Source organism: Erwinia sp. 9145 (genome assembly GCF_000745075.1).
GTDB lineage: Bacteria > Pseudomonadota > Gammaproteobacteria > Enterobacterales > Enterobacteriaceae > Erwinia > Erwinia oleae.
In genome coordinates this window covers 2,116,302-2,139,612 of sequence record NZ_JQNE01000001.1, presented here as the reverse complement: position 1 = coordinate 2,139,612, position 23,311 = coordinate 2,116,302, and the positions used below count along the sequence as shown (strand labels likewise).

Here is a 23,311-nt window from a genome sequence, read left to right as displayed (position 1 = left end):
TCCGTCGCAGCGGTCATGAAGGGGAGCTTACGGACGATCTGCCAGCTGCTTTTCAATAACGGCTTTATCAACGATTGACCAGACTTCAACAATCCTGTTCTTATCAAAACGATAAAAGGCATTTTCGTAAAATTGTATGCGTCGTCCATTGACGGGAATACCAAGAAACCGACCTGAGGGCGTGCAGTCGAAGGCCAGGCGACAGGCGAGATGAGGCGGTTCCACCACCAGCATGTCGACAGTGAACGCCAGATCGGGGATGTCATGGCAATCTTTTTCCAGCATGGCGCGATAGCCCGACAGGCCCAGCGGACGTCCGTTATGTTTAACATCATCGGCGACGTAAGTGGCCAGGTTTCCCCAGTCGCGACGATTGAGACAGTTGAGATAGCGACGGTAGAGGGCTGCAACAGGGTTATCTGACAAACGGTTACTCCCGGAAAGATTTGCGTGGTCGGGCAACAGGGCTGGATGATAACCAGAAACAGCGTGCGGAGGTAAAGCGGGCTGCCCGTTTTACCTCCGAGGGATTACATTTTTTCGACGGTGTCGATGCCGAGCGTATCCAGCCCCTGCTTCAGGGTTTTGGCCGTCAGCAACGCCAGCTTCAGGCGGCTCTGGCGGGTGGTATCGTCCGCTGCGCTGAGGATAGGACAGTGTTCATAAAAACCGGAGAACAGACCGGCCAGATCGTACAGATAAGCACACATCACATGCGGCGTACCGTCGCGCGCGACCTGCATAATCGTCTCTTCAAACTGTAACAGGCGAACCGCCAGCGCCGCCTCGCGATCCTCGCTGATAACGGTTGCGCCAGTAATGGCGGACTCATCAATGCCAGCCTTGCGGAATACCGACAGAACGCGCGTGTAGGCGTACTGCATGTAAGGGGCCGTATTGCCTTCAAAGGCCAGCATGTTGTCCCAGTCAAAAACGTAATCGGTCGTACGGCTCTTTGACAGGTCGGCGTATTTCACCGCGCCGATACCCACGCTGGTCGCCAGCGCGTTCAGTTCGTCCTGCGGCATCTCCGGGTTCTTTTCACTGACCAGTTTTGTCGCGCGTTCAACCGCCTCATCCAGCAGGCCGGAAAGCTTAATGGTGCCGCCCGCGCGCGTTTTAAACGGCTTGCCGTCTTTGCCGAGCATCATGCCAAACGCGTGATGTTCCAGCGGGACAGATGTCGGCACGTAGCCCGCCTTGCGAACGATTGTCCACGCCTGCATCAGATGCTGGTGCTGACGTGAATCAATGTAGTAAAGCACGCGGTCGGCCTTCAGCGTTTCATAGCGGTATTTCGCACAGGCAATATCGGTGGTGGTATAGAGGTAGCCGCCATCCTTTTTCTGAATAATGACGCCCATCGGGTCGCCATCTTTATTCTGGTATTCGTCGAGGAAAACCACGGTTGCGCCTTCGCTCTCCACCGCCAGGCCTTTTGCCTTCAGGTCGGCGACGATACCCGGCAGCATATCGTTATAGAGGCTTTCCCCCATCACGTCATTGCGGCTCAGCGTCACCTTCATGCGGTCGTAAATCTGCTGATTTTGCGCCATGGTGATGTCGACCAGCTTTTTCCACATTTTACGGCAGTATTCGTCGCCGCCCTGTAGCTTCACCACGTAGCCGCGCGCGCGCTCGGCAAAGGCCGGATCTTCATCATAGGTACGCTTTGCTTCCCGGTAAAAGCCTTCCAGGTCGGCCAGCGCGATCTCTTCATGGTGTTCGCTCTGCTGCTTCTCCAGAAAGGCAATCAGCATGCCGAACTGCGTGCCCCAGTCGCCAACGTGATTGGCGCGGATGACATTGTGCCCGAGGTAGGAAAGGGTGCGTACCGCGGCGTCGCCGATGATGGTTGAACGGACGTGACCGACATGCATCTCTTTCGCCACGTTGGGCGCGGAGTAGTCCACCACGATGGTTTGAGGTTCGACGGGCGCAATGCCCAGACGCGGCGCATCAATCACGCTGTCAATCTGCGCGGCGAGCCATTCCGGCGCGAGAAAAAGATTGATAAAGCCCGGCCCGGCGATCTCGACTTTAGCGGCAATGCCGCGCAGATCGAGGTGTTGCAGCACTTCTTCGGCCAGTTGTCGGGGCGCTTTGCCCAGTTTTTTAGCGACGGCCATGATGCCATTAGCCTGATAATCACCGAACTGCGGTTTTGCTGACTGACGCACCTGCGGTTCGCAATCCGCCGGAGCGCCTGCTGCGATCATCGCCTGACTGACTTTTTCTGAAAGAAGAGCCTGAATATTCACCGGGTTACCTTAATTGTGCTGATAATGCCTGCGCGCAGGCTGTCTGTCGGTATGCGCTCCATCGCCGGATGACGAAGGATATCGCTAAAAAATGAAGGGGAAAAGTATACTGTATTTTGCGGGAAGTAATCCAGGAACCTGCGGGCGAGAGACTGAAGAAAGCGGCGGGAAGCTGCCCGCCGCATCTGAGTGAGAGACGTTAACGACGACGCGATGGTCTGTGCGGGCTCTCCATGGTGGTTTTCGTATTACGTACCTTCCAGTGGCGTACCAGCGCAAACCCCGTCATCGCGATAAGAACGGCGACAAGTAGTAACATAAGCATTTGGCTTTTCCTTGTATTTGGGTCAAGTGGAACTGTTAAAGATTAAGAATACTCTACAACACCCCGCAGTGGATTTAAGAAAACTCGCATTGTTTTAATTTAAGTAAATTAAAACAAAAGGTTAAGTTAGTCTACCTAAATAATATTCTGGTACTGAACCAGCGTAAAGTAGTGATTTTGCGGCAAAGCGACGGTTTATTATAATAATTATTAATGGTCGTTAGAAAAAAAAGCGATCGCGTGGCCCTGAAAAATCACCAGCATCGAACTGAATGATTAGAAAAATTTCACTATAAAAGGTAATAAACATGTTTTTACTGGGGAATTCAAGAGAATTAAGTGATTTAGCTAATGATTTACCGCGTTTCGAGCAGGCTCTGCTCAATTTTGCAGCCCGGCTCAAACTTTCCCTTGAGGAACTGGAGATTGATCACATTGCGCTACGCTGCCATCAAAATACCACCGCAGAGCGATGGAAGCAGGGATTATTGCAGCAGGGAACGCTCTTTTCAGAAAAAGAGATAAACGGGCGTGCCGTGGCGCTGTTTGAATTACATGAGCCGCTGACGGTTGGGCCGTGCCGCATCGGCGTGGTCGAACTGCCCTGGCCCGGTCAACGTCTCTACCGCCATGAAGGCTGGGAACATATCGAAATTGTGCTGCGGGGCGACCCCTCTGAACTTGCCGCGCGTGCGTTGGCCCTGCTGGCGGATGACGGGCTTTGTCAGCCCGGGATTTCGGTAAAAAGCAGCGCGCCGCAGGGGGCAGGCGAGCGACTGCCAAACCCGACACTGGCGGTTACCGACGGCAGCGTCACGATAAAATTCCATCCGTGGTCTTTACAGGAGATCGTCGCCAGCGAACAAAACTAACGGATATGGCCGCTGCGGACAGCTGTCGTCATGCGGCGTAATGCCTCCTCGATTAAATCGCGCGGGCAGGCAAAATTAAAGCGGACAAAACCATCGTCGCCAAAATCGCGGCCGGGAGAAAATCCCAGGCCGTGACGTTCAAAGAACAGCGCCGGGCTGGCGACGTCAAGCCTGCTGGCATCGATCCAGCCCAGGTAAGTGGCTTCTGGCGCGACCATTGACAGTCCATTGATTGCATTAATACGCTGTGTGAGAAAGTCGCGGGTTCCGCGCAGATAGTCAAGTTGCTCATCCAGCCACGGCTGCCCGTCGCGCCAGGCGGCCGTGGCGGCCACATAAGCAAGAATATCAACGCCGGGCACGATGCCCTGACGCTGCTTTTTAAAGCGCTCGCGCAGTGATTTATTGGGAATAATCGCCAGCGAGGCGCCAAGTCCGGCGATATTAAAGGTTTTCGAAGGCGAAATAAGGGTAATGGAACGCTGCGAAGCGTCTTCACTCAGGCTGGCAAACGGAATATGCCTCAGGCCGGGCTCCAGGATCAAATCGCTGTGGATCTCATCAGAACAGACGATCAGGTCGTGTCGCCGGGCGAAATGCAGTTGGGCTTCCAGCTCCTCGCGTCGGTACACCGTACCGCCGGGATTCTGCGGATTGCACAGCATTAAGAGTTTCTCATTACCGCTCATCTGCATTTCCAGCGCGGCGAGATCCATCACCCAGCGCTGATTTTCAAGCCGGAGCTGCGCGTTAAGCTGCGTGCGGTCTGCCAGTTTTGCGGCAGAGCGGAACGGCGGGTAAATCGGCGTGGGCGCAATAGTCCCCTGATGTGCATCGGTAAAAGCGCGGACGCTCAGGTTAAGACCGCTGACCACCCCCGGCAGGAAAACCAGCCAGTCTGGCTCGATATGCCACTGATAGCGATCGGCCATGCGCTGGATAACAATGTCGATCAGCTCGGCAGGGGTATCGCCATAGCCGAACACGCCATGTTCAACGCGACGTTTAAGCGCGTCGATAATGCAATCAGGTGAACGAAAATCGCTGTCCGCCACCCATAATGGAAGAACGTCGCGATCGCCATATTTTTTCCATTTTAAACTATCGCTGTGACGGCGATCTATCCGTTCATTAAAATTGGATGCCATGTTGCCCGTTCCCGTTAATATTATTCTTAATGTCTGGAAGCAAAGCAGACATCCGGAAAAAAAACAACTCCCACACAGCAGTCATTAACAGGAGGATGAAATGCTAAAACTGGAAGTATGCTGCTACGGCGTCGATTGTGCTCTGGCAGCGGAAAATGCCGGGGCCGATCGCATTGAACTTTGCGCTGCGCCCGCAGAAGGTGGGTTGACCCCGTCGGCCGGAAGCCTTATTCAGGCGCGCGAACGGCTCAGTATCCCGGTTCATCCCATTGTCAGGCCGCGCTGCGGCGATTTTTGCTTTACCGATGGCGAATTTAACGAGATTAAATCGGATATCGCGTTTATTCGCGAGCTGGGTTTCCCTGGCCTCGTGGTCGGCGTACTGGACATCGATGGCCATATCGATATGCCGCGCATGAAGCAGATTATGGCGCTGTGCGAGGGGATGGCGGTAACGTTTCATCGCGCGTTTGATCTCTGTCACAATCCGTTGACGGCGCTGTCTCAGCTAACGGATTTGGGGGTGGCGCGCATACTGACTTCAGGTCAACAACAGAGCGCGGAAAGCGGATTACCTTTATTAAGGGAACTTAATCGCCATACCCGTGGTCCAATTATTATGGCTGGCGCGGGCGTGCGTCTGAGCAACCTGCAAAAGTTTATTGATGCCGGGCTGCCTGAAGTGCACAGTTCGGCCAGCCAGCGAATTCCTTCCCTCATGCGTTACCGCAAAGCGGGGGTTTCGATGAATTCCGTCGCTGAAACCGACGAATTCAGCCGCCCGTGTGTTGATACTGATATGGTTGAGGCTATGAAGGCCGTCATGCTCAGTTCACCGGTCAGAGTCGCATGAACCGATTTTGCCGCACAGCACGCCAGTATAGCGACGTGATGTTTTGCAAGTACCAGGCCCCATCGTTTTGATGGGGCTTTTTTTCTTTCAGCGGCAGGTAAAAACGCCGACCGCTGCAAACGTTATCAGGACTGCGGGCCGCCGTCCGGGCCGCTTCCCAGGGTACCGCCTGGCGCCTGCTGACCGCTTGGTGCATGTGGACGACCATCGCTGCCGACGGCGCTGCTGTCGTGCTGGCAACCTGCCAGCGTTGCTAATGCGAACATAAATACCGCGCCAATTAATGATTTTTTCATGGCTATTTCCCTGAGTTAATGGTGAATTATCATCAAACGATGAATAACAACCTTAGCCTGGTGGCTGAATGATGCCAGAAAAGTCGATGGGTTTTTTCATCCGCTGTGCAGCACGACGACAAATTTCCTCTTACACTTAACTTTCCATTATTACCGACGAGATTTCTGATGAAAATCATCATGCTGAGCGCCGTCTGCCTTTACCTGCCGGGCGTAATATATGCTGCGCCAGGTTGCCCGCCTCACAGTCAGCAGATAAATGACAGCAACAGCATTCTCCTGCTTGGCGGCACGGCAAAAGGGCCGATTAAACAGGTTGTCGTCGGCGAGTTTGGTAAAGACGTTAACCAACAGAAGCGAATTCTGGGACAGTTTGATGAGTGCGGCGCGCTGCTCCGTGCTGATATCAGCGTGGATAAAAATGAAGGGAATATGGCGCTGAAGATCGTACAAAGCATCACCCGTGTGGCGTCGGGCTGGCAGGCGGTCTATGAGATTGCGGTTTTTGCCGTTAAAGACGGGCAGCCGCAGCAGGTCAGCAACAAGCAGGGAAACATCAGTTATCGCGTCGGGAGCAAGGGCACGATTATCAGTGCAAGCGATGCGTTTCTGCTTGATGGTCAAAAAGGTTTTACGGAAACGACGAACAGTTTTGATGGCCGCCGGCGCCTGACGAAAAGCGTCGCGCGCGGAACAGACGTACGAGTCAATGGAGAAAGTCGCTACCGCTGGAATGCTAAAAATCAGCTGATTAACTCATCGTCAGAAAACAGCAAATCGACCTGGAGCTACGACAGTGACGCGCGCGAACAGCGTTTACTGACGCTGACGCATTCGCCCACCAGTGAGCTGACCACGATTGACGACTGCCAGCTCTGGGACAGCTACGGCAACTGTACGTTGAGCTATTCGCGCGAAACGGAAGTGTTGCCGCAGGGCGAAATCCGCCGCAATATCAGCGCTGCCTACCGGTTTGAATATTGGGATAAAAACGGCAAAGCGCCGCAGGACGCAGACGAATAAGAGCGTTTTTCCTGCCGCCGGATCTCCGCCGGCGGCACGGGGGCTGTCAGGGTTTGCGCGCGACCAGCACCGCACGCAGCGGGGCGGGATAGCCTTCCACCGTCAGGCTGGCATCGTCGGGATCGAGAAACTCGGCCAGTGATTCGCTGGTCATCCAGTCGGTGCGGCGCTGCTCGTCCGTGCTGGTGCGTGAGTAGTCAACGACGCGCACGTCCACAAAACCGCACTTTTCCAGCCAGCTCTTCAGGGCACCGGTGGAGGGAATGAAAAAGACGTTGCGCATCTGCGCATAACGCTCGCCCGGCACCAGTACTTCATGCTCGCCTCCTTCAACCACCAGCGTTTCCAGAACCAGTTCGCCACCGCTGACTAACTGGTTTTTAAGCTGGAACAGGTGATCGAGCGGCGAACGGCGATGGTAGAGCACGCCCATGGAAAAGACCGTATCGAAGGCTTTCAGTTCCGGCAGTTGCTCAATCCCCAGCGGCAGCAGATGCGCGCGCTGATCGTTACCCAATAGCTTACGGACCGCCTCAAACTGACATAAAAAAAGCTGCATCGGATCGATGCCAACCACCAGGCTGGCGCCCGCGCCGATCATCCGCCACATGTGATAGCCGCTGCCGCAGCCCACGTCGAGCACCACCCGGCCGGCCAGCGGTGAAATATGCGGCGCCACGCGCGTCCATTTCCAGTCCGAGCGCCATTCCGTATCGATATTGACGCCATAAAGCGAGTAGGGCCCTTTGCGCCACGGCATCAGGTTACGCAGCAGGTTTTCCAGTCCCGAGCGCTGACGGTCGCTGAGATGGCTGCTGTCGGCGCTGACGCTGTGGAGCAGATCCAGCGTGTCGGGCTCAATGATAGGCAGGTGCTCAACCGAGCGATCCCAGTTTTTAAAGTGACCGTGTAACTGTTCGCGCTGCCAGGCGGCAATCTGCGAGGGCAGCGTTTCGAGCCAGTGAGAAAGCGGGCCTTTTGCAATAAGCTGATAAAAATTACCAAAATCCATCAGGCATCACCTGCTTTCAACGCCACCAGCGATCCGAAGTTAAAACACTGAAACCACAGTTCAGCATGCGCAAAGCCTGCATTGTGCAGCCGCGCTTTATGGATTTCCACGCTGTCAGTCAGCATCACGTTTTCCAGCATGCTGCGTTTCTGGCTGATCTCAAGTTCGCTGTAACCGTTCGCCCGCTTGAAGTCGTGATGCATATTAAACAACAGTTCGCCAACGTCTTTATCGGCAAAGCTGAACTTCTCGGAAAGCACCAGCGCACCGCCGGGACGCATCCCTTCGCACACTTTTTTCAGCAACTGCTGGCGCTCATCCGGCGCCAGGAATTGCAGGGTAAAATTCAGCACCACCATTGATGCGTTTTCGATGACGACATCGCGAATATCCGCTTCGATCACCTCAACCGGCGTTTCGGCGCGAAAGGCGTCAATGTGTCGGCGACAGCGTTCAATCATCGCCGGTGAATTATCAACGGCGACGATCTTGCAGCCTTCAGCCTGAATGTTGCGGCGAACAGAAAGGGTTGCCGCACCCAGCGAGCAGCCGAGATCGTAAACCTGCGTATGCGGCTGCACGAAGCGCCCGGCGAGCATGCCGATCATGGAGATAATATTGGAGTAGCCAGGCACCGAGCGCTGGATCATATCGGGGAAAACTTCAGCCACGCGCTCGTCAAACGTCCAGTCGCCCAGTTGAGCAATTGGCGCGGAGAACAGCATATCGCGGTTAGACATAGTGGTAAGTCCGGGAGAAAAACCCGTATTTTGTCAGAAAGCGGCGCGGGCTGCATCCTTTCTGCGCGCGCGGGCATGAAGAATCAGTGCAGCGTCAGCACCAGATCCCAGGGAAGGTAGACCAGATTGAGGATGACCATGATCAGCAGAGAGAGCAGCGTCAGCATCATGCCGTTTTTACGCCAGAGCAGCGTGCTGCTGCGCAGGCCATAAGCGTGTAGCGCACGGCCCAGAAACAGCAGCAGACCGCACAGGTGCAGCATCCAGATGTCTGCGCCGTTCATCTCCATAATAACCAGCAGCAGCAGGGCAAGCGGAATGTATTCCGCCGCGTTGCCATGTGTGCGGATCGCCGTCTGCAATTCAAAAAAACCGCCGTCGCCATAGGCAACACGATATTGACGTCGCAAACGCACCACGTCCAACGACAGTTTAATCAGGAAAAGAGCTCCAACGACAACATAGAGGGCGCTGACCATCCCACTTTTATCCTTTCTGAAATTTTAAGGGCCATCATAGCGATGAACGGGGAGCCTGTCAGTGCCGCATCGGGCAATTAACGATAATCGTTAACAATTGTGGTTAAAAGAGGCGATCCTGCTGCGGCCAGCGCGGCGCGTCGCCCAGCTCAGGTAAAATCTGCTGAAGGGAAGGCCAGAGATACTGTACCAGGTCTGGCGCGAACGCGACGTCAGGCGTATGAATAAACAGCCACGGCTGGCCCGCTGTTGTCCACTGCGGCAGCTTTTGCAGCCATGCCTGAAACCACGCGAGGTTAGCTGCGAAATCGTCACCGCCGATAAAACGGATTATTGGCTGGTCGGCGGTCATCACCGCGTGCACCGGCAGATGCGGCTTTTTACGCTGTGCTTCAATCACCGCAGGCGTGGCGGGCACGGCCGAATGAACGCCGCGCGTGTCGAGGATCACCCGATTGATGCCGCGCTGATGCAGACCCTGATTTAACGCACGCTCGGCGTCGCCTTTGGCAAAAAACTCAGGATGACGCACCTCCACACCGTAACTGAAGGCCTCTGGCAAACCATCCAGAAATGCCCACAGCGCGGGGAGGTGGTCGGGACCAAATACGGGCGGCAGCTGAAGCCAGTATTGGCCGATGCGCTCTGCCAGCGGTGCAAGCAGGGCAAAGAATTCAGCGGTCAGCGCGTCACAATTGCGCAGCATGGCCTGATGACTGATGGTCGCGGGAAACTTAAAACAGAAACGGAAGTTGTCATCGGTCATATCGCGCCAGCGTTGAACAATCTCCTGTTTTGGCAGGGCGTAAAGCGTGGTGTTGCCTTCCACGCAGTTAAAGTACTGCGCGTAATCAGCCAGCGTCACTATTCCCCGTTTTTTCCATTGCGGATGTTGCCACTGCGGCAGTCCAAGGTAAAAAGGCTTCACGGTTATCCGTCCTGAGCTGAAATGATCCGGAAAATGTAGCGGTCAAACGGTATCAGCGCAATGAAAGAAAGGGTGGATCTCTTTCGTAACGCGTTAAACACGGCTGCATCAGCAAGCATATTATGCGGTTTCCGCAGGCCGCGGGCTGACCTCATCACTAAACGCGCCCTGGCCGTTCTGCTCCGCCTGAAGCGGTGATGCCAGCAGCGCCACCGCCCTTATTGGCGAGGCGGACGCCCCTTTGATTCTGAGTGGCAGCGCCATAAAGACGAACTCAGAAGGGAGATGTTCCAGATTGGCGAGATTCTCAACGATCAGGCAGTCAGAACCTAATACAGCAAAATGCGCGGGATGTGCGTCATTGCTGTATCTGTCCAGCGACATAGCATCCGTTCCTAATACCGTTACCCCTTTTCCAATCAGGTAATTTGCGCCTTCTCCCGAGAGTCCTGGCCAGTTTTGCAGAAAGCCGGCGTGATGAGGACGACAACGCCATCTTTTGTCATATCCCGTCCGAAAAATCACAATATCACCGGCAACGATCTCTCCTTTGTCCGCCTCCCATGCCTGAATCATCTGAACGGTAATATCACTGTCCTCCGCCAGGCAGGACATGTCCAGGCAGCGGCCCCGGCCGATTAACTGGCGCGCATCAATTTGTTCGACCGTTTTACCGCCCTCAATAAAGTGCGCTGGCGCATCCACATGGGTGCCGCAGTGGTCGCCAAGGCTCAACTGACAGTTATAGTTACCATCGCCTGCGCTGTAATCCTCCGCATGGCTACAGAAAAACTTCCCATGCCCGGTCCAGACCGGCATAAGTTCTTCATACGCATGATTGAGTTCAATAAGGGTACATTGACGGAATAAGCGGATCAGATCAGGGGTCATATCAGGCCTTTTTGAAGGTGACAGTTTCTTTAATAAACCACAAAGGGAGACAGGAAATGAGCAGTACGGCGACAATCACCAGGTAATGTACGGTGAAGCCAAAAGTGTGAATAATCCAGCCGCTGACCGGCGCCACCAGAATACCGGCGATACCGACAGCCAGGCCTATCATCAGGCCCATACTTGACGCGGCTGCACGCGGAGAAGAGTCAATGAGCAAGGCATATGCGACAGGGTAGGGTGAGTTACGAAACAGCCCCCAAAAGATCAGGATCGCCCAGCCTGATACAGCAGAATGGATCGCTATGCACAGCGCAGCGGCTAACACCCAGCCCGCCAGAATGATGACCAGTGAACGCTTACGCCCTTTAACATCGGAGAAACTCCCCCACAGAATCTGACCAATCCAGCCGGTCATCCCGGATGCGCCGGAAATTATCGCTGCGGTTGACAGATCAAGCCCGACATCGCGTGTCAGCTGCAACGTCAGGAAGTTAGCGATCCCCATCTCAGCCCAGGTAAAGCCAAAAATTAACAGAATTGCCATCTGACAGTTACGGTTTTTCAGACAGGAAGCGGCATTAGTCCACAGGGACGCGTGTTCAACCGTATGTTGCAGGGACTCGGTAACGGGCGGCGTCAGTCCGTTTTCAACAATCCAGTTATTGACCTTCTGATGATTTTTGCGCGTACCGATGATGAGCTGCGCTATCAGTATCACTAAACCAATAAGTGGAATAAACAGGAACGCCTCGCGCCAGGTCGCAAATGCCAGAATTGCGGCGATCAGAACAGGGCCAATAAACTGTCCCATGGGAAAGCCGGTATGGTGTACGCCAATGGCAAAACCGCGGTTCTCTTTCTGCCACCACTCACCCAGCAGTGCGACATTTATCGGTTCCGATCCGCCTGTTCCCATGCCCATTGCGACTCTGAGAGCCTGAAACGCGCCCAGCGATTTGCAAAATGCTGTCGCCACGCCTGAGACGATCTCCACCAACACGGCCACGCACCAGCTATAACAGCGTTTATGTCCGGTTCCTACCCAGTCGGAAAATAAGCCAAAAATCACTGCACCGGTTAAGGTGCCGACAAAACTCAATGAATTGAGCCATCCAGCCTGCACTTCGGTCAGATTGAACGACGTCATGATCGCAGGAAGTAACGTGGGCAGAATAATCCTGTCGATGGAGTTCATGAGGATCGCGAGGGTCGTAATCACGAGCATCCACCAGGAAAGAGGATGCGCCCGCGGTAAAAAGCGAAACAGGCCGCGTCGATGAACGGCATTCCGGCCGGAATGAGGCGCGTTGGCCGGTTTTTGCGACAGTTCTGATGAAGGAAGGGTCATATCCGGTGCCTTTAAAAGTTGTGGTTATCTGCCGCCTTGTCCTGCCAGGATCGAACAGGCCGCACGTTTTTTTTATTTTTCTGTCATGCCGATGAAATTCAGATTTAGAACAAAAAACAAACATGTTGTTAACTTAGTTCCCGGGATTACTACCATACAAGTCGGCTTCTGCCGTTTCTGGATCCCGATCACAAACGAACGGAGAAAAGAGGAAAAAAGCCCATTGCAGGTCACACTTTGTCTGATGAATGTGACCAGACGCGTTTAATTAGGTGGGACGGGAAATGACTACCGAAAAAATGTTACGCGGGCGGGCATGCCAGACGGGATGTTCACGGGAAATGCGGACAGGGACGCCTTTCAGTAAAACAACATGCGGCCGCGCCGCATGTTGGTCAGGTCAGGAGTTTTCTGAGGAGTGAACGGCAGAGAAGCGAGCTTTCTGTTGCTTACTCTTTTTACGCGGCACCACCAGGCTGGCCGCGATAATCGCCAACGTCAGACCACCGGTCGCCAGCAGCTCGACCTGATGCTCAGCGTTGAAGAGCATGGAAACCAGCACGGTAATGATAAACAGTATGGTAATCCAGGTCAGACCGGGAAACAGCCACATGCGATAACTCAGTTTTTCGCCTGCTTTCTCACGCTTTTTACGCAGCACCAGATGCGAGGCGGCAATGACCAGGTAGACCAGCAGCGCGATGGCGCCGGAACTCGCCAGCAGAAATTCAAACACCACGCTGGGCGCCAGATAGTTAGCAATAACCGCGACGAAAGCGGCTGCGGTGGAGAGCAGCACCGCAATCCACGGCGTACCGCTGCGGTTCGTACGGGACGCCGCCGCAGGCGCATCCTTCCGGCGCGACAGCGAATAGAGCATGCGTGAAGAGGTATAGAGCGCTGAGTTAAGACAGCTGCACACCGCCATCAGCACCACAATATCCACGATCAGCCTGGCGTGCGGAACATTCATCGCCTGAAGCACGGTCTGGTAGGAGCCATGCTCAACCAGCGCCGGCGAATTCCACGGTACCAGAGCCACCACAAAGAAAATCGACAGCAGGTAGAACAGCGCGATACGCCAGATAACCGAATTGGTGGCCTGGGTGATCTGCCTGCCCGGGTTTTTCGATTCGGCGGCGGCGATCGTGACAATCTCGGTGCCCATAAACGAAAACATGGTGGTCAAAATCGCAGCCATCACTTTACCCATGCCGTTAGGCATAAAGCCTTGCGTATCGTAGAGATGCTGAAGGCCGCTGGTGCTGCTGCCAGGCATAAAACCGGAGACGGCCAGGGCGCCTGCACACAGAAACGCGACTATTGCCACGACCTTGATCAGCGCGAACCAGAATTCAAACTCGCCATAGTTTTTCACACTCAGCAGATTGGTGAGGGTTAAAACAAGCGTAATGGCGAGAGTGAACTGCCAGATGGCAACCTGCGGGAACCAGGCGTGCAGGATGGTGCCGGCTGCATTCGCCTCCAGCGGAATGACCAGCACCCAAAACCACCAGTAAAGCCAGCCGATAGTGAATCCTGCCCAGCGGCCCAGCGCTTTATCGGCATAAGTGGAGAAAGAACCGGAATCGGGCAGGGCGACCGCCATTTCGGCCAGCATGCGCATAATTAACACCACCAGCGCGCCGGCGGCGGCATAGGCGATAAGCACCGCCGGGCCCGCTTCGGAAATCGCGTGGCCGGAGCCGACAAACAGGCCAGCGCCAATTACGCCCGCTATAGACAGCATGCGCACATGGCGCGGCTTCAGATTTTGTGCCAGTGCATCTTCATTCGCAGTCTGTATTGTCGTCATCAGAACGTCTCCAGAATGGTTTTCGGGCTTTTGTGTCCGGGGCGAGCAAGGGAATGGGCTCGCCGCAGCGAGCCGGGGAAGGTCAGGCCGTGACGGCGTTTTTTTCGACGTCAGCGGCGCAGTCGTTCAGTACCGACGTCAAAATGTCCAGCGCCTGGTGAAACTGCTGGTCAGGAATGGTCAGCGGATAAAGAAAACGGATGACGTTGCCTTTTGCGCCGCAGGTCAGCAACAACAGTCCGTTCTCCATCGCCTTTTTCTGTATCGCCTGCGCAATGGCTGCCTGAGTAAACTCAACGGCGACCATCGACCCTAACGCGCGTACATCGGCGATCGCGGGACACTGCTTGCGATAGTCCTGAAGCCAGGCATCGAGCCTGCCGCCAAGTTCTGCGGCGCGCGCGCAGAGCTGTTCCTCTTCGATGACGTCCAGTACCGCATGCGCCGCAGCAATCGCCAGTGGATTGCCGGCATAGGTGCCGCCGAGACCGCCCGGCGCTGGCGCGTCCATCACTTCTGCGCGCCCCGATACGGCAGAGAGCGGCATCCCGCCCGCCAGACTTTTGGCCATGGTGATCAGATCCGCTTTCACCGGATAGTGCTCCATGGCGAACAGCTTGCCGGTGCGGGCGAAACCGCTCTGCACCTCGTCGGCAATCAGCAGAATGCCGTAGCGATCGGCCAGTTCACGCAGTTTGACCATAAACGCAGCCGGCGCAGCGTGGAAACCGCCTTCGCCCTGCACCGGCTCCAGCACGATAGCGGCGACGTCCTGCGGAGCGATGTCCTGAGTGAAAATAGCGTCGAGACTGTCCAGTGCCGCATCAATACTGATGCCCTGTATCGCGCTGGGGTAGCGCGCATGAAACACCGAGGCCGGCATCGGGCCAAAATCACGTTTATAGGGCGCGACCTTGCCGGTCATCGCCATGGTCATCAGGGTGCGGCCGTGAAAGGAGTTGCCAAAGGCGATCACGCCATGGCGGTGGGTATAAGCACGGGCGATTTTAACAGCATTTTCTACCGACTCTGCGCCGGTGGTGAAGAAGGCGGTTTTAGCCGGACCCGCCACGGGTACCCGCTGATTGATGCGTTCCGCCAGCGCAACGTAGCTTTCGTACGGCGTGATTTGGAACGCGGTATGGGTAAATTTCGTTAATTGAGCGGCTACCGCCTGTTCAATGCGCGGATGGCGGTGCCCGGTATTGAGTACCGCGATGCCGCCCGCGAAGTCAATCCAGCTGTTGCCCTCGTTATCCCACAGGGTGGCGTTTTCCGCCCGCGCCACATACCAGTCACACAGCGTGCCGGTGCCGCGGGGCAAAGCCTGTGCCTTGCGCTGCTGCATCGGAATATGTTGTTCGCTCATCTCATCCACCTCGCTCATATGCTTATTTACAATTCACGACAAACGCTTTTATTTACGCGTGTGAAGAGGTAAGTTGCCAGAGCCAATTTCAGAGAGAGGGATGGTGCCAATTGCAGCTGATTTACGCCGATCACTTACTAGAACGATTACAGTTTTTGCAGAGTGGTTCGTTGCAGCAGCGGCTGCTGACCTGCATGCAGGCTGCAATCATAGAGGGCATTTTTCCGCGCGGCGGGCGCTTGCCGCCAACGCGCGACATGGCGCGTGAGCTTAAGGTCTCGCGGAATACCGTACTGCATGTTTATGAAAATCTGATGGCGCAGGGTTATGTAACGGCGCGCACCGGCAGCGGCACCAGGGTTGCTGAGACGCTGCCGGAGATCTGCCTGCAAAGCCACGCTATCGATCTGCTACCACCTGTCGCCACGCCGCTGCCGGCAACGCTGTCAAAACGCGGCGCTACGCTGTTAGGGCACGCTACGGCGTCTCCCTGGCAGTGGGGCGCATTTGTCCCCGGCGCGCCCGACGTTACCGAGTTTCCACATAAACTTTTTAGTCAGATTCAGGCCCGGCTGAATCGCGATCCGGATGTTCATCGGCTGGTGTACAGCAGCGGCGGCGGCTGCCCGGATCTCCGCCATGCGCTGGTGGAGTATCTGCGTGTGGCACGCTCGGTTAAGGCCGACGCCGATCAGATCCTGATCACGGAAGGGGTGCATCAGGCGGTCGATCTGGTCACCTGCGTGCTCTGCGATCCGGGTGATGATGTCTGGATGGAGGAGCCGGGTTATTGGGGAACGCGTAACCTCCTGCGTAAGAACGGCCTTAAAATCCGTGCAATGTCGGTGGATGACGAAGGTATCGTGCCGGCGTCGGGGCCGCCGCCCAGAATGGTTTTTGTGACACCGTCACATCAATATCCGTTGGGCGTCCACCTCAGTCTTGCAAGACGCAAAGCGCTGATATCGCTGGCGCGGCGTCACCAGAGCTGGATTATTGAAGATGATTACGACAGTGAATTTCGCTTCTCTGGTCAACCTTATCCCTCGTTGCAAGGGCTGGAAGCCGATGCGCCGGTGATTTACATGGGCACCTTCAGCAAGACGCTCTACCCGGCACTGCGAATTGGCTACATGGTGGTGCCGAAGATGCTGGCCGAACCGCTGCGCATCGCTGCCGCAGAGCTTTATCGCGGCGGGCACCTGCTGATCCAGCGCGCGCTGGCAGAGTTTATACGTCAGGGACACTACATGGACCATATCCGGCGGATGCGTTTGCTTTACGGCCAGCGGCGGCAGTTTTTATGCAAACTGATTGAGCGCTATCTGGGGCCGTCTTTTTTGCCGCCGGTAAACCATGAAGCCGGGTTACATCTGGTGCTGCGGCTGCCATCCGGCTGTGACGATGTCGCTATTGCCGCACAGGCTTTGAAGCGCGGCGTCAAGGTACGACCGCTGTCGCAATACTATATGCATCAGCAGACCGCGCGCGGTTTACTGCTCGGTTACGCCTGCGTAAATGAAAGGCAGTGTCAGGATGCGTTCGGCGTACTCAAAGGCTGTTTGATTGCGGCGGGCATTGAGCCTGATGCGCAGGAAAAAGCAAACGACCCGGCCCGCGTCGATACCGACCCGTCCTGACCAGCAGAGGCGGCTCCGGTTTGCTGGACAGGGCGGCAGGCAGACTTTATCTCAATGTCACCTGCCGCCTCTGTCACGACTGACCTGTCGGTATGGCATTAAAATGCAGCCAGGATCTCTGCCGACTGCCTCACGCGTCCCAGCCGGGGGAAAATATGGGTGAAGCTGCCGTTATGCTCTTCAGTGCTGCCCGCGCTGCAAATGTCTTCTGCGATCACCAGGTTAAAACCCAGCTCCCAGGCATTGCGTGCGGTAGACTCCACGCCAATATTAGTCGAGATGCCGCCAAGCACGATGGTATCCACACCACGGCGGCGCAGCTGTAGCTCCAGATCGGTGCCGTAAAACGCGCCCCACTGACGTTTTGTCACTTTGATATCCTGCGGCTGCATCCCCAGCGCAGGCGGATAGTCCCACCAGTTATCCGGCAGCGCGCCGCTGTGGCTGCTGTCCACCGGCTGTTTAAGCGCATCGCCAAAATCCGCAGACCAGCCGACGTGTACCAGCACCACCGGCGCATTCACCGACCTGAATTTTTCCGCAAGCGTTGCTGCACGCGCAACAACGTCGGCGGCCTGATAAGGGCCGCGAGCGAAGGGCAAAATCCCTTCCTGAAGATCGATAAGCACCAGCGCGGTTGAAGCGGCATTAAGTTGCAACATAGTTTCTCCGTTAACAGCGAAATCGTTGAGATTACAGATATTCCATGACAAAAGGCGATTAGATCAATGTCCGAAAAGCGTGAAATTTGTTAGCGTTTGTGAGAACAGCCCGCCTGGCGAACTTTTTTGACGTTAATTCGACGCCGGGATGCGGCGGCGGCACTTATCGCGTCGGGCTTTTTCCATTATAATGGCCGCCATTTTTCGCGACGGCATGGCGCTGCAAGGCACCGGCCGCGCGTAAGCGGCGAAGTTTAAAGGATATCGTTATGCGTACTGAGTATTGCGGACAGCTCAATCTGTCTCACGTAGGCCAGCAAGTGACACTGTGCGGTTGGGTCAATCGCCGCCGCGACCTGGGCAGCCTGATCTTTATCGATATGCGCGACCGTGAAGGTATCGTGCAGGTATTTTTCGATCCCGATCGTCAGGATGCCTTCAAACTGGCCTCTGAACTGCGTAACGAGTTTTGCGTGCAGATAACCGGCACCGTGCGCGCGCGTGACGACAAGAACCGCAACAGCGACATGGCGACCGGCGAAATCGAAGTTTTTGCTACCGATCTGACGATTATCAATCGCGCTGAGCCGCTGCCGCTCGACGCCAATCAGGTCAATACCGAAGAAGCGCGCCTGAAGTATCGCTATCTTGATCTGCGTCGCCCGGAGATGGCGCAACGCCTGAAATCCCGCGCCAAAATTACCAGCTTCGTACGTCGCTTTATGGACGACAACGGCTTTTTAGACATCGAAACACCAATGCTGACCAAGGCCACGCCGGAGGGCGCACGGGATTATCTGGTGCCGAGCCGCGTGCATAAAGGTAAGTTCTATGCGCTGCCGCAGTCGCCTCAGCTGTTTAAACAGCTGCTGATGATGTCCGGCTTCGATCGCTATTATCAAATCGTTAAGTGCTTCCGCGATGAAGATTTGCGCGCCGATCGCCAGCCTGAATTCACCCAGATCGACGTTGAAACCTCTTTCATGACCGCGCCGCAGGTGCAGGCGATCATGGAGCGGCTGGTGCGCGAACTGTGGCTGGACGTAAAAGGCGTTGAGCTGGGTGACTTCCCGCAGATGACCTTTGAAGAAGCGATGCGGCGCTACGGTTCCGATAAGCCGGATTTGCGGAATCCGATGGAGCTGGTAGACGTGGCCGACCTGCTGAAAACGGTCGAATTTAAAGTTTTCTCCGGCCCGGCCAACGATCCTAAAGGCCGCGTTGCCGCGCTGCGCGTGCCGGGCGGCGCACAGCTCAGTCGTAAGCAGATTGATGAATACGGCAAATTTATTGAAATCTACGGCGCGAAGGGGCTGGCCTATATTAAGGTCAACGAACGTGCAAAAGGCCTTGAAGGTATCACCAGCCCGGTGGCGAAATTCCTCAATGAAGAGATTGTGGAAGCGATTCTTGCACGCACGCAGGCCGCTGACGGCGACATGATCTTCTTCGGCGCGGACAGCGGCAAAGTGGTTTCCGACGCACTGGGCGCGCTGCGTCTGAAGCTGGGCCGCGACCTGAAAATCACCAATAACGCCGCGTGGGCGCCGCTGTGGGTGGTTGACTTCCCGATGTTTGAAGACGATGGCGAAGGCGGACTGACCGCGATGCACCATCCGTTTACCGCGCCTAAAGCGATGTCGCCGCAGGAACTCGCCGCGCAGCCTGAACAGGCGATCGCCAACGCCTATGACATGGTCATCAACGGCTATGAAGTGGGCGGCGGCTCGGTGCGTATTCATCATGGACAGATGCAGCAAACGGTATTCGGCATTCTTGGCATTAATGAGCAGGAACAGCGTGAGAAGTTCGGCTTCCTGCTCGACGCGCTGAAATTTGGCACGCCGCCGCACGCGGGGCTGGCGTTTGGCCTGGATCGTCTGGTCATGTTGCTGACCGGCACCGACAATATTCGCGACGTTATCGCCTTCCCGAAAACGACCGCGGCCGCCTGTCTGATGACCGAAGCGCCAAGCTTTGCGAATCCCTCTTCGCTGCGCGAGCTGGGCGTTGAGGTAATGGCGAAGTATCAACAGCCGTCTGCTGACGGTTCGTCAGAGAAGGCATAATTGGCCTTCAAACATCCCGTTTCGGTGCTGGTGGTCATTTACTCTGCTGATACCAGGCGGGTACTGATGCTTCAGCGCCGCGACGACACGCATTTCTGGCAGTCGGTCACCGGCAGTCAGGAGCCTGGCGAAACGCTGGCGGAAACGGCGGCGCGTGAGGTGCAGGAAGAGACAGGAATTGACGTCAACGCCGCGCGGCTCACAGTTGTTGACTGCCAGCGTCAGATACAATTCGAAATCTTTCCTCACTTCCGGCATCGCTATGCGCCGGAAGTGACGCACAATGCTGAACACTGGTTCAGTCTGGCGCTCCCTTGTGAGCAGCCGGTGACGCTCAGCGAGCATCTGGCATACCGCTGGATCGCTGCCGCTGACGCCGCACGATTGACCCGATCCTGGAGCAATCGCCAGGCGATAGAAGAATTTGTACTTTAACGCCCTGGCCCGCTTTGAACAGCAGGCAGAAGGGTTGCAATGAGCGAAACGTGCGGGCTGTCTGCTGGCCCGCACGCTGTTTATCTGGAGACGGAAAATAATGGCTGGACATAGTAAATGGGCAAATACCAAGCACCGCAAAGCGGCGCAGGATGCCAAACGCGGTAAGATTTTTACGAAAATCATTCGCGAACTGGTTACCGCGGCGAAGCTTGGCGGTGGCGACGCAGCGTCTAACCCGCGCCTGCGCGCGGCAATGGATAAGGCGCTGGCGAACAACATGACCCGCGACACCATGAACCGGGCCATCGCGCGCGGCGTGGGCGGCGAAGACGACAGCAACATGGAAACCATCATCTATGAAGGCTACGGCCCCGGCGGCACCGCCGTGATGGTTGAATGCCTGAGCGACAACCGTAATCGCACCGTGTCTGAAGTCCGTCATGCCTTCACCAAAACCGGCGGCAACCTGGGCACCGACGGTTCGGTAGCCTATCTCTTCACCCGCAAAGGCGTGGTTTCTTTCGCGCCGGGTCTGGAAGAAGATACGGTGATGGACGCCGCGCTGGAAGCGGGCGCTGATGATGTCGTCACTTATGATGACGGTGCTATCGACGTGTTCACGCCGTGGGAATCGCTGGGCGACGTTAAGGATGCGCTGGAAGCGGCGGGATTGACGGCGGATAGCGCAGAAGTGTCGATGATCCCCTCTACCAAAGCGGACATGGACGCCGACACGGCGCCGAAGCTGCTGCGGTTGATCGACATGCTGGAAGACTGCGACGACGTGCAGGAGGTTTATCACAACGGTGATATTTCCGACGAGGTGGCGGCGACGCTGTAATGGCGCGCTTTACGCATCACTGTCCTCTGACCGGAGACGCGCGATGACGATCATTTTAGGTATCGATCCGGGATCACGCGTCACCGGTTACGGCGTTATTCGTCAGGTGGGCCGTCAGCTCACCTATCTTGGCAGCGGCTGCATCCGTACCAGCGTGACCGATCTCCCTTCGCGCCTGAAGCTTATTTACGCAGGCGTCAGCGAAATCATCACGCAGTTTCAGCCGGACTTTTTCGCTATCGAGCAGGTCTTTATGGCGAAAAATGCCGATTCGGCGCTGAAGCTGGGCCAGGCGCGCGGCGCGGCAATTGTGGCGGCGGTAAACCGCGACCTGCCGGTGTTTGAGTATGCGGCGCGGCAGGTAAAGCAGACCGTGGTCGGCATCGGCAGTGCGGAGAAGAGCCAGGTGCAGCACATGGTGAAGACGCTGCTCAGGCTGGGAGCGAATCCGCAGTCGGATGCCGCCGATGCGCTGGCCATTGCCATTACCCATTGCCACCTCAGTCAAAACGTGGCGCGCATCGGGGAAGGAAAGCTCAATCTTGCGCGCGGACGGCTGCGAACCTGAAGGGCTGGATATTCATCCAGCTTTTTTTATGGTATAACCCCGACACTGTATTGAATGTGAGGAAGCGAATGTGATTGGTCGTTTAAGAGGCATCATCCTGGAAAAACAGCCGCCGCAGGTGCTGCTTGAAGCCAACGGCGTGGGTTATGAAATCCATATGCCAATGACCTGTTTTTATGAGCTTCCGGAACTGAATCACGAAGCGATTATTTTCACCCATTTTGTGGTGCGTGAAGATGCGCAGCTGCTGTTTGGTTTTAACAGCAAGCCGGAACGCGCGCTGTTTCGTGAGCTGATCAAAGTGAACGGCGTCGGGCCGAAACTGGCGCTGGCTATTCTTTCCGGTATGTCCGCCCAGCAGTTTGTCACGGCGGTAGAGCGGGAAGAGATTGCCGCCCTGGTTAAGCTGCCGGGCGTCGGTAAGAAAACCGCCGAGCGTCTGGTGGTGGAGATGAAAGACCGCTTCAAAGGTATGCATGGCGATCTTTTCGCCGCCGACGCGCCGTTTGCGCTGACCAGCGAAGTGCAGCCCGATAACGCGGCAAATGATGCAGAGAGTGAAGCGGTTGCCGCGCTGGTGTCGTTAGGCTATAAACCGCAGGAAGCCAGCCGTATGATAAGCAAAGTCGGCCGCGCTGACGCGGACTGCGAAACGTTGATCCGCGAAGCCCTGCGCGCCGCCATCTGAGGTAAAGCATGATTGAAGCCGATCGCCTGGTATCGCCGGGAACCATCACTGAAGAAGAGGTCATCGACCGCGCAATTCGTCCAAAACTTCTGGCCGAATACGTGGGCCAGCCGGTGGTGCGCGAACAGATGGAGATTTTTATCCAGGCGGCGAAGATGCGCGGCGACGCGCTCGATCATCTGCTGATTTTCGGTCCGCCGGGCCTGGGGAAAACCACCCTGGCGAATATCGTTGCTAACGAAATGGGCGTTAACCTGCGCACGACCTCCGGCCCGGTGCTGGAGAAAGCAGGGGATCTGGCGGCAATGCTCACCAACCTTGAACCCCACGACGTGCTGTTTATTGATGAGATCCACCGCCTTTCGCCGGTAGTGGAAGAGGTGCTCTATCCGGCGATGGAAGATTACCAGCTGGATATCATGATTGGCGAAGGCCCGGCGGCACGCTCCATCAAGCTGGATCTGCCGCCCTTTACGCTGATTGGCGCCACCACGCGCGCCGGTTCGCTGACGTCGCCGCTGCGCGACCGTTTCGGCATCGTCCAGCGACTGGAGTTCTATCGCGTTGAGGATCTTCAGCACATCGTCAGCCGCAGCGCCGCGTGTCTGGGGCTGCCGCTGAGCGTTGAAGGCGCGCTGGAAATCGCCCGCCGTTCGCGCGGTACGCCGCGTATCGCCAACCGTCTGCTGCGTCGCGTACGCGACTTTGCCGACGTGCGCGCCGACGGCAGCCTGAGCGGTGACGTTGCGTCAAGAGCGCTGGACATGTTGAGCGTGGATACCGAAGGCTTCGACTACATGGATCGCAAGCTGTTGCTGGCAATTATCGACAAATTTACCGGCGGCCCGGTCGGGCTGGATAACCTTGCGGCGGCGATTGGCGAAGAGCGGGAAACGATTGAAGACGTGCTGGAGCCGTATCTTATCCAGCAGGGCTTTATTCAGCGTACGCCGCGCGGACGTATGGCCACGCAGCATGCCTATAAGCACTTCGGCATTACCCGCGAAGAGTAATTAAGAAGAATTAAAAACCGGGCCAGGC

At 56.1% G+C, this 23,311-nt stretch carries 24 protein-coding genes; 10 read left to right on the top strand and 14 right to left on the bottom strand.

Going from position 1 to position 23,311, the window contains the following annotated elements; all coding sequences use genetic code 11:
- Positions 1-27 precede the first annotated feature (27 nt).
- The 3 genes from FA91_RS10395 to FA91_RS21445 all read right to left on the bottom strand — a co-directional run bounded on the left by FA91_RS10395 (position 28) and on the right by FA91_RS21445 (position 2,586).
- Complete coding sequence (locus FA91_RS10395) at positions 28-426, bottom strand: ester cyclase (protein ID WP_034915460.1); 399 nt, start codon at positions 424-426, stop codon at positions 28-30.
- 104 nt (positions 427-530) lie between these two features.
- Positions 531-2,261, bottom strand: coding sequence for an arginine--tRNA ligase (gene argS / locus FA91_RS10390; RefSeq protein WP_034915458.1), 1,731 nt, complete (start codon positions 2,259-2,261; stop codon positions 531-533).
- Positions 2,262-2,460: 199 nt separating this feature from the next.
- Complete coding sequence (locus FA91_RS21445) at positions 2,461-2,586, bottom strand: hypothetical protein (RefSeq protein ID WP_255350082.1); 126 nt, start codon at positions 2,584-2,586, stop codon at positions 2,461-2,463.
- 308 nt (positions 2,587-2,894) lie between these two features.
- On the opposite strand from FA91_RS21445, the gene FA91_RS10385 reads away from it, so the two are divergent.
- Complete coding sequence (locus FA91_RS10385) at positions 2,895-3,458, top strand: VOC family protein (RefSeq protein WP_034915456.1); 564 nt, start codon at positions 2,895-2,897, stop codon at positions 3,456-3,458.
- Here the strand turns inward: FA91_RS10385 and FA91_RS10380 are convergent.
- Positions 3,455-4,606 carry a PatB family C-S lyase gene (locus FA91_RS10380; RefSeq protein WP_034915453.1) on the bottom strand — a complete coding sequence of 384 codons (1,152 nt, stop codon included), beginning with the start codon at positions 4,604-4,606 and terminating at the stop codon, positions 3,455-3,457. The genes FA91_RS10385 and FA91_RS10380 overlap by 4 nt on opposite strands.
- Before the next feature lie 100 nt (positions 4,607-4,706).
- On the opposite strand from FA91_RS10380, the gene cutC reads away from it, so the two are divergent.
- On the top strand, positions 4,707-5,459 hold the full coding sequence (gene cutC, locus FA91_RS10375; RefSeq protein WP_034915451.1) for a copper homeostasis protein CutC: 753 nt from the start codon (positions 4,707-4,709) through the stop codon (positions 5,457-5,459).
- A 125-nt stretch (positions 5,460-5,584) separates the two neighbouring features.
- On the opposite strand, the gene FA91_RS21225 is transcribed toward cutC, so the two are convergent.
- Positions 5,585-5,755, bottom strand: coding sequence for a hypothetical protein (locus FA91_RS21225; RefSeq protein ID WP_034915449.1), 171 nt, complete (start codon positions 5,753-5,755; stop codon positions 5,585-5,587).
- A gap of 168 nt (positions 5,756-5,923) precedes the next feature.
- Here FA91_RS21225 and FA91_RS10365 point away from each other — a divergent pair, with 168 nt between their 5' ends.
- Positions 5,924-6,778 carry a hypothetical protein gene (locus tag FA91_RS10365; RefSeq protein ID WP_034915448.1) on the top strand — a complete coding sequence of 285 codons (855 nt, stop codon included), beginning with the start codon at positions 5,924-5,926 and terminating at the stop codon, positions 6,776-6,778.
- A gap of 46 nt (positions 6,779-6,824) precedes the next feature.
- Here the strand turns inward: FA91_RS10365 and cmoB are convergent, their stop codons facing one another.
- The 8 genes from cmoB to gabT form a co-directional block, all read right to left on the bottom strand.
- Positions 6,825-7,790 carry a tRNA 5-methoxyuridine(34)/uridine 5-oxyacetic acid(34) synthase CmoB gene (gene cmoB, locus FA91_RS10360; protein ID WP_197060496.1) on the bottom strand — a complete coding sequence of 322 codons (966 nt, stop codon included), beginning with the start codon at positions 7,788-7,790 and terminating at the stop codon, positions 6,825-6,827.
- The gene (gene cmoA / locus FA91_RS10355) at positions 7,790-8,530 is read right to left on the bottom strand and encodes a carboxy-S-adenosyl-L-methionine synthase CmoA (RefSeq protein WP_034915443.1); all 741 of its coding nucleotides are present in this window, start codon (positions 8,528-8,530) and stop codon (positions 7,790-7,792) included. Before cmoA ends, cmoB begins: the two co-directional genes overlap by 1 nt.
- An 83-nt stretch (positions 8,531-8,613) precedes the next feature.
- Positions 8,614-9,009: an MAPEG family protein gene (locus FA91_RS10350; protein WP_034915440.1), complete on the bottom strand. Its 396-nt coding sequence runs from the start codon at positions 9,007-9,009 to the stop codon at positions 8,614-8,616.
- Positions 9,010-9,112: 103 nt separating this feature from the next.
- On the bottom strand, positions 9,113-9,937 hold the full coding sequence (locus FA91_RS10345) for a DUF72 domain-containing protein (RefSeq protein WP_034915438.1): 825 nt from the start codon (positions 9,935-9,937) through the stop codon (positions 9,113-9,115).
- Between the two features lie 120 nt (positions 9,938-10,057).
- Complete coding sequence (locus FA91_RS10340) at positions 10,058-10,828, bottom strand: cyclase family protein (protein ID WP_082212582.1); 771 nt, start codon at positions 10,826-10,828, stop codon at positions 10,058-10,060.
- Between the two features lies 1 nt (position 10,829).
- Positions 10,830-12,056: an MFS transporter gene (locus FA91_RS10335; protein WP_231566803.1), complete on the bottom strand. Its 1,227-nt coding sequence runs from the start codon at positions 12,054-12,056 to the stop codon at positions 10,830-10,832.
- Positions 12,057-12,579: 523 nt separating this feature from the next.
- Positions 12,580-13,995 (bottom strand): GABA permease, encoded by a 1,416-nt coding sequence (gabP, locus tag FA91_RS10330; RefSeq protein ID WP_034915431.1) that lies wholly within the window; start codon positions 13,993-13,995, stop codon positions 12,580-12,582.
- A gap of 82 nt (positions 13,996-14,077) precedes the next feature.
- A complete protein-coding gene (gabT, locus tag FA91_RS10325; RefSeq protein ID WP_034915429.1) occupies positions 14,078-15,364 on the bottom strand; it encodes a 4-aminobutyrate--2-oxoglutarate transaminase in 1,287 nt (428 codons plus the stop codon).
- Between the two features lie 110 nt (positions 15,365-15,474).
- On the opposite strand from gabT, the gene FA91_RS10320 reads away from it, so the two are divergent.
- Positions 15,475-17,004: a PLP-dependent aminotransferase family protein gene (locus tag FA91_RS10320; protein ID WP_051937130.1), complete on the top strand. Its 1,530-nt coding sequence runs from the start codon at positions 15,475-15,477 to the stop codon at positions 17,002-17,004.
- Positions 17,005-17,102: 98 nt separating this feature from the next.
- Here FA91_RS10320 and FA91_RS10315 read toward each other — a convergent pair whose 3' ends face one another.
- Positions 17,103-17,666 carry a hydrolase gene (locus FA91_RS10315; RefSeq protein WP_034915428.1) on the bottom strand — a complete coding sequence of 188 codons (564 nt, stop codon included), beginning with the start codon at positions 17,664-17,666 and terminating at the stop codon, positions 17,103-17,105.
- Positions 17,667-17,935: 269 nt separating this feature from the next.
- On the opposite strand from FA91_RS10315, the gene aspS reads away from it, so the two are divergent.
- The 6 genes from aspS (at position 17,936) to ruvB (ending at position 23,283) form a co-directional block, all read left to right on the top strand.
- Positions 17,936-19,735, top strand: coding sequence for an aspartate--tRNA ligase (gene aspS / locus FA91_RS10310; RefSeq protein WP_034915426.1), 1,800 nt, complete (start codon positions 17,936-17,938; stop codon positions 19,733-19,735).
- Complete coding sequence (gene nudB, locus FA91_RS10305) at positions 19,736-20,170, top strand: dihydroneopterin triphosphate diphosphatase (protein WP_034915424.1); 435 nt, start codon at positions 19,736-19,738, stop codon at positions 20,168-20,170.
- Between the two features lie 100 nt (positions 20,171-20,270).
- On the top strand, positions 20,271-21,014 hold the full coding sequence (locus FA91_RS10300; RefSeq protein WP_034915420.1) for a YebC/PmpR family DNA-binding transcriptional regulator: 744 nt from the start codon (positions 20,271-20,273) through the stop codon (positions 21,012-21,014).
- A gap of 43 nt (positions 21,015-21,057) precedes the next feature.
- Positions 21,058-21,582, top strand: coding sequence for a crossover junction endodeoxyribonuclease RuvC (ruvC, locus tag FA91_RS10295; protein WP_034915417.1), 525 nt, complete (start codon positions 21,058-21,060; stop codon positions 21,580-21,582).
- Positions 21,583-21,652: 70 nt separating this feature from the next.
- Positions 21,653-22,270 carry a Holliday junction branch migration protein RuvA gene (gene ruvA / locus FA91_RS10290; RefSeq protein ID WP_034915411.1) on the top strand — a complete coding sequence of 206 codons (618 nt, stop codon included), beginning with the start codon at positions 21,653-21,655 and terminating at the stop codon, positions 22,268-22,270.
- 8 nt (positions 22,271-22,278) lie between these two features.
- The gene (ruvB, locus tag FA91_RS10285; protein ID WP_034915409.1) at positions 22,279-23,283 is read left to right on the top strand and encodes a Holliday junction branch migration DNA helicase RuvB; all 1,005 of its coding nucleotides are present in this window, start codon (positions 22,279-22,281) and stop codon (positions 23,281-23,283) included.
- Positions 23,284-23,311 lie beyond the last annotated feature (28 nt).

Bases quoted from the DNA above. Each gene is read 5' to 3' on its own strand.
- FA91_RS21445 (WP_255350082.1), bottom strand. From the start codon at position 2,586: ATGCTTATGTTACTACTTGTCGCCGTTCTTATCGCGATGACGGGGTTT.
- FA91_RS10385 (WP_034915456.1), top strand. From the start codon at position 2,895: ATGTTTTTACTGGGGAATTCAAGAGAATTAAGTGATTTAGCTAATGAT.
- FA91_RS10380 (WP_034915453.1), bottom strand. From the start codon at position 4,606: ATGGCATCCAATTTTAATGAACGGATAGATCGCCGTCACAGCGATAGT.
- cutC (WP_034915451.1), top strand. From the start codon at position 4,707: ATGCTAAAACTGGAAGTATGCTGCTACGGCGTCGATTGTGCTCTGGCA.
- FA91_RS21225 (WP_034915449.1), bottom strand. From the start codon at position 5,755: ATGAAAAAATCATTAATTGGCGCGGTATTTATGTTCGCATTAGCAACG.
- FA91_RS10365 (WP_034915448.1), top strand. From the start codon at position 5,924: ATGAAAATCATCATGCTGAGCGCCGTCTGCCTTTACCTGCCGGGCGTA.
- cmoB (WP_197060496.1), bottom strand. From the start codon at position 7,790: ATGGATTTTGGTAATTTTTATCAGCTTATTGCAAAAGGCCCGCTTTCT.
- cmoA (WP_034915443.1), bottom strand. From the start codon at position 8,530: ATGTCTAACCGCGATATGCTGTTCTCCGCGCCAATTGCTCAACTGGGC.
- FA91_RS10350 (WP_034915440.1), bottom strand. From the start codon at position 9,009: ATGGTCAGCGCCCTCTATGTTGTCGTTGGAGCTCTTTTCCTGATTAAA.
- FA91_RS10340 (WP_082212582.1), bottom strand. From the start codon at position 10,828: ATGACCCCTGATCTGATCCGCTTATTCCGTCAATGTACCCTTATTGAA.
- FA91_RS10335 (WP_231566803.1), bottom strand. From the start codon at position 12,056: ATGCTCGTGATTACGACCCTCGCGATCCTCATGAACTCCATCGACAGG.
- gabP (WP_034915431.1), bottom strand. From the start codon at position 13,995: ATGACGACAATACAGACTGCGAATGAAGATGCACTGGCACAAAATCTG.
- gabT (WP_034915429.1), bottom strand. From the start codon at position 15,364: ATGAGCGAACAACATATTCCGATGCAGCAGCGCAAGGCACAGGCTTTG.
- FA91_RS10315 (WP_034915428.1), bottom strand. From the start codon at position 17,666: ATGTTGCAACTTAATGCCGCTTCAACCGCGCTGGTGCTTATCGATCTT.
- aspS (WP_034915426.1), top strand. From the start codon at position 17,936: ATGCGTACTGAGTATTGCGGACAGCTCAATCTGTCTCACGTAGGCCAG.
- FA91_RS10300 (WP_034915420.1), top strand. From the start codon at position 20,271: ATGGCTGGACATAGTAAATGGGCAAATACCAAGCACCGCAAAGCGGCG.
- ruvC (WP_034915417.1), top strand. From the start codon at position 21,058: ATGACGATCATTTTAGGTATCGATCCGGGATCACGCGTCACCGGTTAC.
- ruvB (WP_034915409.1), top strand. From the start codon at position 22,279: ATGATTGAAGCCGATCGCCTGGTATCGCCGGGAACCATCACTGAAGAA.